11 protein-coding genes are annotated in these 5,092 nt (G+C 59.2%); all 11 read right to left on the bottom strand.

What is annotated here, in order from left to right; translation table 11 throughout:
• Positions 1-3: 3 nt before the first annotated feature.
• Positions 4-348: a hypothetical protein gene (locus AC1Q64_RS25485; protein ID WP_492253153.1), complete on the bottom strand. Its 345-nt coding sequence runs from the start codon at positions 346-348 to the stop codon at positions 4-6.
• The gene (locus AC1Q64_RS25490) at positions 345-605 is read right to left on the bottom strand and encodes a hypothetical protein (protein ID WP_492253154.1); all 261 of its coding nucleotides are present in this window, start codon (positions 603-605) and stop codon (positions 345-347) included. The genes AC1Q64_RS25485 and AC1Q64_RS25490 overlap by 4 nt, the downstream gene beginning before the upstream one ends.
• Positions 602-847 carry a hypothetical protein gene (locus tag AC1Q64_RS25495; RefSeq protein WP_492253155.1) on the bottom strand — a complete coding sequence of 82 codons (246 nt, stop codon included), beginning with the start codon at positions 845-847 and terminating at the stop codon, positions 602-604. Before AC1Q64_RS25495 ends, AC1Q64_RS25490 begins: the two co-directional genes overlap by 4 nt.
• Entirely contained in the window at positions 847-1,998 is a 1,152-nt protein-coding gene (locus AC1Q64_RS25500; protein WP_492253156.1) for a hypothetical protein, read from the bottom strand. Before AC1Q64_RS25500 ends, AC1Q64_RS25495 begins: the two co-directional genes overlap by 1 nt.
• On the bottom strand, positions 1,995-2,309 hold the full coding sequence (locus AC1Q64_RS25505; protein WP_492253157.1) for a hypothetical protein: 315 nt from the start codon (positions 2,307-2,309) through the stop codon (positions 1,995-1,997). The genes AC1Q64_RS25500 and AC1Q64_RS25505 overlap by 4 nt, the downstream gene beginning before the upstream one ends.
• The gene (locus tag AC1Q64_RS25510) at positions 2,306-2,818 is read right to left on the bottom strand and encodes an HNH endonuclease (protein WP_492253158.1); all 513 of its coding nucleotides are present in this window, start codon (positions 2,816-2,818) and stop codon (positions 2,306-2,308) included. The genes AC1Q64_RS25505 and AC1Q64_RS25510 overlap by 4 nt, the downstream gene beginning before the upstream one ends.
• Positions 2,806-3,204 carry a hypothetical protein gene (locus AC1Q64_RS25515; protein ID WP_492253159.1) on the bottom strand — a complete coding sequence of 133 codons (399 nt, stop codon included), beginning with the start codon at positions 3,202-3,204 and terminating at the stop codon, positions 2,806-2,808. Before AC1Q64_RS25515 ends, AC1Q64_RS25510 begins: the two co-directional genes overlap by 13 nt.
• Positions 3,205-3,265: 61 nt before the next feature.
• A complete protein-coding gene (locus AC1Q64_RS25520; RefSeq protein ID WP_492253160.1) occupies positions 3,266-3,466 on the bottom strand; it encodes a hypothetical protein in 201 nt (66 codons plus the stop codon).
• Between the two features lie 28 nt (positions 3,467-3,494).
• Positions 3,495-3,797, bottom strand: coding sequence for a hypothetical protein (locus AC1Q64_RS25525; protein ID WP_492253161.1), 303 nt, complete (start codon positions 3,795-3,797; stop codon positions 3,495-3,497).
• Positions 3,798-3,848: 51 nt separating this feature from the next.
• Entirely contained in the window at positions 3,849-4,484 is a 636-nt protein-coding gene (locus AC1Q64_RS25530; RefSeq protein WP_492253162.1) for a YqaJ viral recombinase family protein, read from the bottom strand.
• Positions 4,463-4,972 carry a hypothetical protein gene (locus AC1Q64_RS25535; RefSeq protein WP_488843340.1) on the bottom strand — a complete coding sequence of 170 codons (510 nt, stop codon included), beginning with the start codon at positions 4,970-4,972 and terminating at the stop codon, positions 4,463-4,465. Before AC1Q64_RS25535 ends, AC1Q64_RS25530 begins: the two co-directional genes overlap by 22 nt.
• Positions 4,973-5,092 lie beyond the last annotated feature (120 nt).

Here is a 5,092-nt window from a genome sequence, read left to right on the forward strand (position 1 = left end):
ACGTTATCCATGCTGGCCTCCTTTGATGCCGTGGATGGCGACATAGGTGACGATCTTGTGCCCCTGCCCTGGAAGGCTGAAGCGCTCCACATCACCGGGCTCCGCAATCCACTGATAGCCTGATGGTGCGGTGATGATCGTGATTTCGTCCACCGCCCCGGCCTGCGCCTGGGTGGGCTGCGGGGTGTTCCACCCAGCACGGATGGCGTCTGCCGCATCGTTGAGCAGATGACGCAGTGTTCCGTTTCCTCCGTCAACAAGGATTGATGCAGCGAGTTCGCTGGTGGCTGTTGCGGCGCATTGGTCTGCAGCGTTCAGGTACTGCTCCGCATCTGTCGGCTCAGTCATGGTTTGCTCCTTGCTTGCGGCAGACATGCGCCGCGTTTCGCTTCTTCCAGGGCTTCTCGCCATGTCTTGCCTGCGGAGTCGTGCCACCAGCCGTCGTAGCACATCAGGCCGCTCGGCGCGCGCACCACGATGTACCAATTGCGGTCCGGGGCGTCTTTAGTCAACGCAATGCTGTGGCGCCGATAGGTGAAGTTGTGCTCTTCTTCCTCCAATGGGTATTGGCGCTCACACTCACACTCGCAGCAGTTGCAATTCATGTCCCACCTCCTTGCTTGCGGGCTGCGTGCTTATCACGGGCAATGATGTTTGTGCACTGCTGGTTATCGTGCGCACAAGCATCTGGCATGCCGTCCGGGAACACCATGCAGCAGCTTGAGCAGACCCATGCGCACTCTCCGCGAGCGGCTCGCATAGTCCATTCATTCGTCAGCTTGTCCATGAGGCTGATCTGATCTTCGAGCGCTTTTCCGGTCGCGGTAGTTATGAAGATTCCTTCCATCACACGCCTCCTTTCTTGCGGGCTGCGATGGCCGCGTCGTGCAGGCGTTTTGCGCGGTTGTAGCCGATCATCAGACATCCTTGTAAAACTGCGACACAGAACTGACCGTGCGCTTCCGCAAGCCAATTGGCAGCACCTTGCAGCGGGTCCGCCGCATCCTCCAGCACGCTGTCTGCCGCCTGGGCGGGTGGGGTGGTGTACGCAACGTCAACGCGCCAACGGTCTTTGTCTGCGCAAATGCTGTCGACAAGCTCTTTTGACGGCGGCCCATCGCACCAGTACCGGCCGTCGCACACCCATTCGCCATCCAGTCGTTTGCGCATTACACGATGCGCGGCCACTGCCCCACCCGCTGGTGCCGTCACGCTGTCTGCCGGGCCACGGGCTGCGATTGGGCTGTCTGCTTTGCCGGTAGTCTTGACCGCTGCAACGCCGTTGGTGGGCACGTCAGCGGGGCGCCAGATGTGGCCGCAGCCGTGGCACAGGTGCGAGCGATGGGGTGGGTTGAGCCAGGGACCTTCACTCAACCATTCGCGATGCGCTTCTTCGGCGGCGTCGCATTCCTCACAGCCATCAGGGCTCGCGCGAGTGCAATGGTGTGAACCGACTTTCGGCCCAACTTCGGCCACGTCAATGTGCTGCAGGCCACAGGCGGGGCAGTGCAGCACCATGTCGATGGGCGCTGGCTGGCTGTCTGCCTGGGGCGCTGGAAGCTGTTGATCCTCGGCAATGCATAGCGTCAGCGTGTGGCTGCTGTTGAAAGCATCGTTCTGCGCTTCCTCGCCTACGTACTCGGCATCACGGCAGGCCGCCCAGCCTTCTTCCCATGCTCGCATCAGTGCTTGCGCGCGCGGGCTATCGAACGCCTGCAGTGGCTCGTCCTGGGCGCTGTCTGCCTGGGGCGTGGGGGAGGGCTGGCAATCCGGGCAATCCATATAGACCTCGTGGCCGGGTGCGCCCTCGCCAGTGTCAATTCGCCCAGTTCCAACGCACCGCCCGCACTCGTCCGCAGCCGATGGGGCGGGCTGCTGTGCCTCTACCAGGGCGGCAATCCTGGCGACTGCATCCGCAATTCCTTCCCCTGGTGCCAATTGCGCTGCGGCGAACATTTCATGGGCCAGCGCTTCTGGCGCCCCTTGTTGGTTTGTCATGATGGGTCTTTCGAAAAGCGCGACAGGAACATGCTCGCGCTGGTGTCGATGTTGTTGGCCTTGCAGTAGCGGATCAGGTTGATCGCCAGGCTGTCGAAATTGGGGGTTGAGCGGGCGGCCATCTGGATGACCCGAAAGGCAAGCCCTGTTTCTGCTGGAGCAGCTTCAGTGCGTCCAATCTTTCCAGGAGCCCATTCGGCGACGGCAAGGAATGGCATTCCAAGTTCCTCGCAGCGCTTACCGATTGCAAGCAAGGCGGGCCCGATCTCTTCGTCCCAGGCTTTTTCGTTGTCTCGAAGCTCAGCCATCATTCCCCCTTTCTGCTATCCGAAAGCGGGCTATATATGTGCAGCTTCTTTGCTGCCTCAACATATGCCGCGTATGCCTCTTCTGCTGATTGAAACAGTCCGAGGCGATACAGCTTCTTGTTAAACATGATCTTGGACTCCCACGCCCTATATGTTCTGTGCCAGCAAACTCCGCGATACCCAGACGTGTTGTCCTTGCGCAATTTGGTGTTTTGCTGGTTTAAGAAGGCGTCGGCTTGCCGCAAATTCGCGATTCTGTTGTCATTCCTTACGCGGTTGATGTGGTCTATTTGTTCGGCGGGCCACTCTCCGTGTGTGAACAGCCATGCAAGGCGGTGCGCGCCATAGTTGCGTCCACCGACTGTGATGACCCGATATCCAAAGTCGTTGTGCCACCCAGCAATAGAGCCCACTGGCTGTCGGACTTTTTTGTGGTCCTTCCATATGAAGTCTCCCGTTTCTGGGTTGTAGTCAAGGCGCTCTCGGATCTCTTCAAGAGTCAGTCTTTGCATGGAGGCTCCTTCTCTGCGATCCACCCTCCCACCATTCCCTCTGGGGGAGAGGGGTGGGTGTAGAGCATGTCCTCGGCAACGCAGTGGTTCACTGTGCTGCTTTGGTTGAACGCGTCGTTCTGCGCGTCTTCGCCTACATACTCGGCGTCGCGGCACGCATCCCATCCCTCTTGCCATGCTCGCATCAATATCTTTGCGCGCGGGCTTTCAAAATGCTGCAAAGGGGGCGACGCCACCGGCTCACTCCCCGCATTTGCTGCGAGGGAGGCGCGGGCACCTGAGAACCCAGCCCATGCGGCGGCTTCATCGATTGCGCCAACTTCATCTTCATACGTGCGCAGCCAGGCATTGAAGTCGGCGCGGACGCTGTCTGTTTTATCGGTCATGGGGAATCCTCTGCAGAAACTGAAAGACCCGCTATTGCGGGCCTGTGTGGTGGTTGGGCGGTTACTTGATGCCCTGGCGCAGCATCTCGTCCAACTTATCTTTGGCGAACTTTTCGATCAGCTCCCCGACAGTGGTGTGCGCCATCACCGCCGCCATCTTTAGCTTTTGGTGAAGTTCTTTTGAGACGTTGACGGTCAGTCTTCTATCGCCTTCCGGCGCGTGAAAACTGCGTTTTGGCATGGTTGTGCTTTGCTTGTACATTGCGGGCCTGTGTGTGGGGTGGGGGAGGTCAGAAGGGCGGATATTCCATGTCGCTCCAGCCGCCAGGATCTGCGGTTGGCGCCGGAGCTGACGCGCGCTGTTGTGGTCGCGGCGCAGGTGCGTGCGCTTGTTGCCCAGGCTGCTTGTCTTTGCGCTTCACCGACACGCTCAGGAAGGAAACGCCCGCCTGCGACTTCTTGATCCAGCCGTCCAAGAAGTATTCGACGCCATCCACGTTCAATGTGCCAGTGCGGTCTGGCTTGTTGCTGCCTGGTTCTTTGCGGTCGTTCACAAAGAGAACGCCTCGGTTGGTGTTGTCGTAATCGCTCATGATTCGTCTTTCATAAATGCCCGCCGCCCAGCGCGGCAGGAGTGGATGGGGTTACCCCCGGATGTTTTTCAGCGTTTCCTGCACCAGCCCGAGGAAGTCGGCGCGGCGTTGCCGCAGGCGGTTGATTTCGTCGGCGCAGTCGTTGCGGTGCAGTCGATACACAAGCAGTTGCTTGCCTTCGGGGAACTCTGCGCAGTAGCTGGCAAAGTCCACCCAATCGCGCTCGGTGCAGTCCAGATGCCCAACAAGCTGCCAGCGGTAGGCCGGGTCGTAGGACTTGCGCATCAGCGTCGCATAGTGCGTCTTTGCTCCAACTGACTTGACCTCCAAAACGCCATCGTTGCCTATCAGGCCGTCTGGTGAGTCGCCATAAACCCCCCAGCAGAAGAACCCGCCGTTTTCCACGGTCACAAAGTTCTCATCTTGGTAGAGCATCTTGGCAACCGGCTCCTGTTCGTGCCCGCGCTCCATGTGCTCATTGCTGAAGCTGTACTCTGCGCGGCGCCCGGTGTCGATTTCCAGAGCAAGCTGCAGCGCGTAGGCCTTGGCTGGCTCACCGAACGCCTTGCCATCGTTCGCCATGAAGCAACCGAAGTTGGAGCCGGTGGCCTTGCCAAGTCTCAGCGCCAGCCAAGCATCAGAGTTCTGCTCAACGTCATAGAACGTCATTCGGCTGGCTCCTTGCACTCATCGGCGATCTGCTTCTGATGCTCCGCGCTCATGTCTACGCGGGAGAGCACTTGCGACAGGTTTCCGTCGCGCCGGTATGCGGCTTTGGCGTTCTCCCAGCCGCGCTTGTTGTCGGGCGTCAGAACGCGCTTTTCTGGAGCAAAGGGGCTGATGCGCAGACCCTCGACCGACTCCTTGCCGAAACGAACGTTCGGGTCAACGTAAACCGTTATCCGCACGTTCTGCCAGTCGTCAATGAAGGCCGAGCCGGTAAGCCCCTTCATGGTCTTGCTGTTGGTCGCGTTCAGGATCATCGGCTTGAGCTTTTCGCCCTGGCGCAACTCCTTCTCCGCGAACCATGCCGTGTTGAACAGGTCTTTCGTTTTCTTGGTGCGGTCAGGCTCCAAGGTGACGCGCGCCACGGTCAGAACAGTGGGTTCAACAATGTCGGCGCTGCTCAGGTATGGCGAGTCAAACGCCTTACGGTAGTGGGTTTTCTCCGTCATGGTGTTCTTTCAGTAGTAGGGATACAGCACCCCAGCAATAAAGCCGAATGCTGCAAAGAATGCGAGAGCCCAGATGACCCAAAAGAGCAGGTCGTCTAGGCCGATCTCTATGTCATCGGT

Source organism: Acidovorax sp. GW835-FHT14G06 (assembly GCF_058793595.1).

What these genes read in the sequence shown, in the direction of transcription:
- AC1Q64_RS25485 (WP_492253153.1), bottom strand. Translation starts at nt 348, where the DNA reads ATGACTGAGCCGACAGATGCGGAGCAGTACCTGAACGCTGCAGACCAA.
- AC1Q64_RS25525 (WP_492253161.1), bottom strand. Translation starts at nt 3,797, where the DNA reads ATGAGCGATTACGACAACACCAACCGAGGCGTTCTCTTTGTGAACGAC.
- AC1Q64_RS25520 (WP_492253160.1), bottom strand. Translation starts at nt 3,466, where the DNA reads ATGTACAAGCAAAGCACAACCATGCCAAAACGCAGTTTTCACGCGCCG.
- AC1Q64_RS25490 (WP_492253154.1), bottom strand. Translation starts at nt 605, where the DNA reads ATGAATTGCAACTGCTGCGAGTGTGAGTGTGAGCGCCAATACCCATTG.
- AC1Q64_RS25515 (WP_492253159.1), bottom strand. Translation starts at nt 3,204, where the DNA reads ATGACCGATAAAACAGACAGCGTCCGCGCCGACTTCAATGCCTGGCTG.
- AC1Q64_RS25505 (WP_492253157.1), bottom strand. Translation starts at nt 2,309, where the DNA reads ATGATGGCTGAGCTTCGAGACAACGAAAAAGCCTGGGACGAAGAGATC.
- AC1Q64_RS25495 (WP_492253155.1), bottom strand. Translation starts at nt 847, where the DNA reads ATGGAAGGAATCTTCATAACTACCGCGACCGGAAAAGCGCTCGAAGAT.
- AC1Q64_RS25500 (WP_492253156.1), bottom strand. Translation starts at nt 1,998, where the DNA reads ATGACAAACCAACAAGGGGCGCCAGAAGCGCTGGCCCATGAAATGTTC.
- AC1Q64_RS25535 (WP_488843340.1), bottom strand. Translation starts at nt 4,972, where the DNA reads ATGACGGAGAAAACCCACTACCGTAAGGCGTTTGACTCGCCATACCTG.
- AC1Q64_RS25510 (WP_492253158.1), bottom strand. Translation starts at nt 2,818, where the DNA reads ATGCAAAGACTGACTCTTGAAGAGATCCGAGAGCGCCTTGACTACAAC.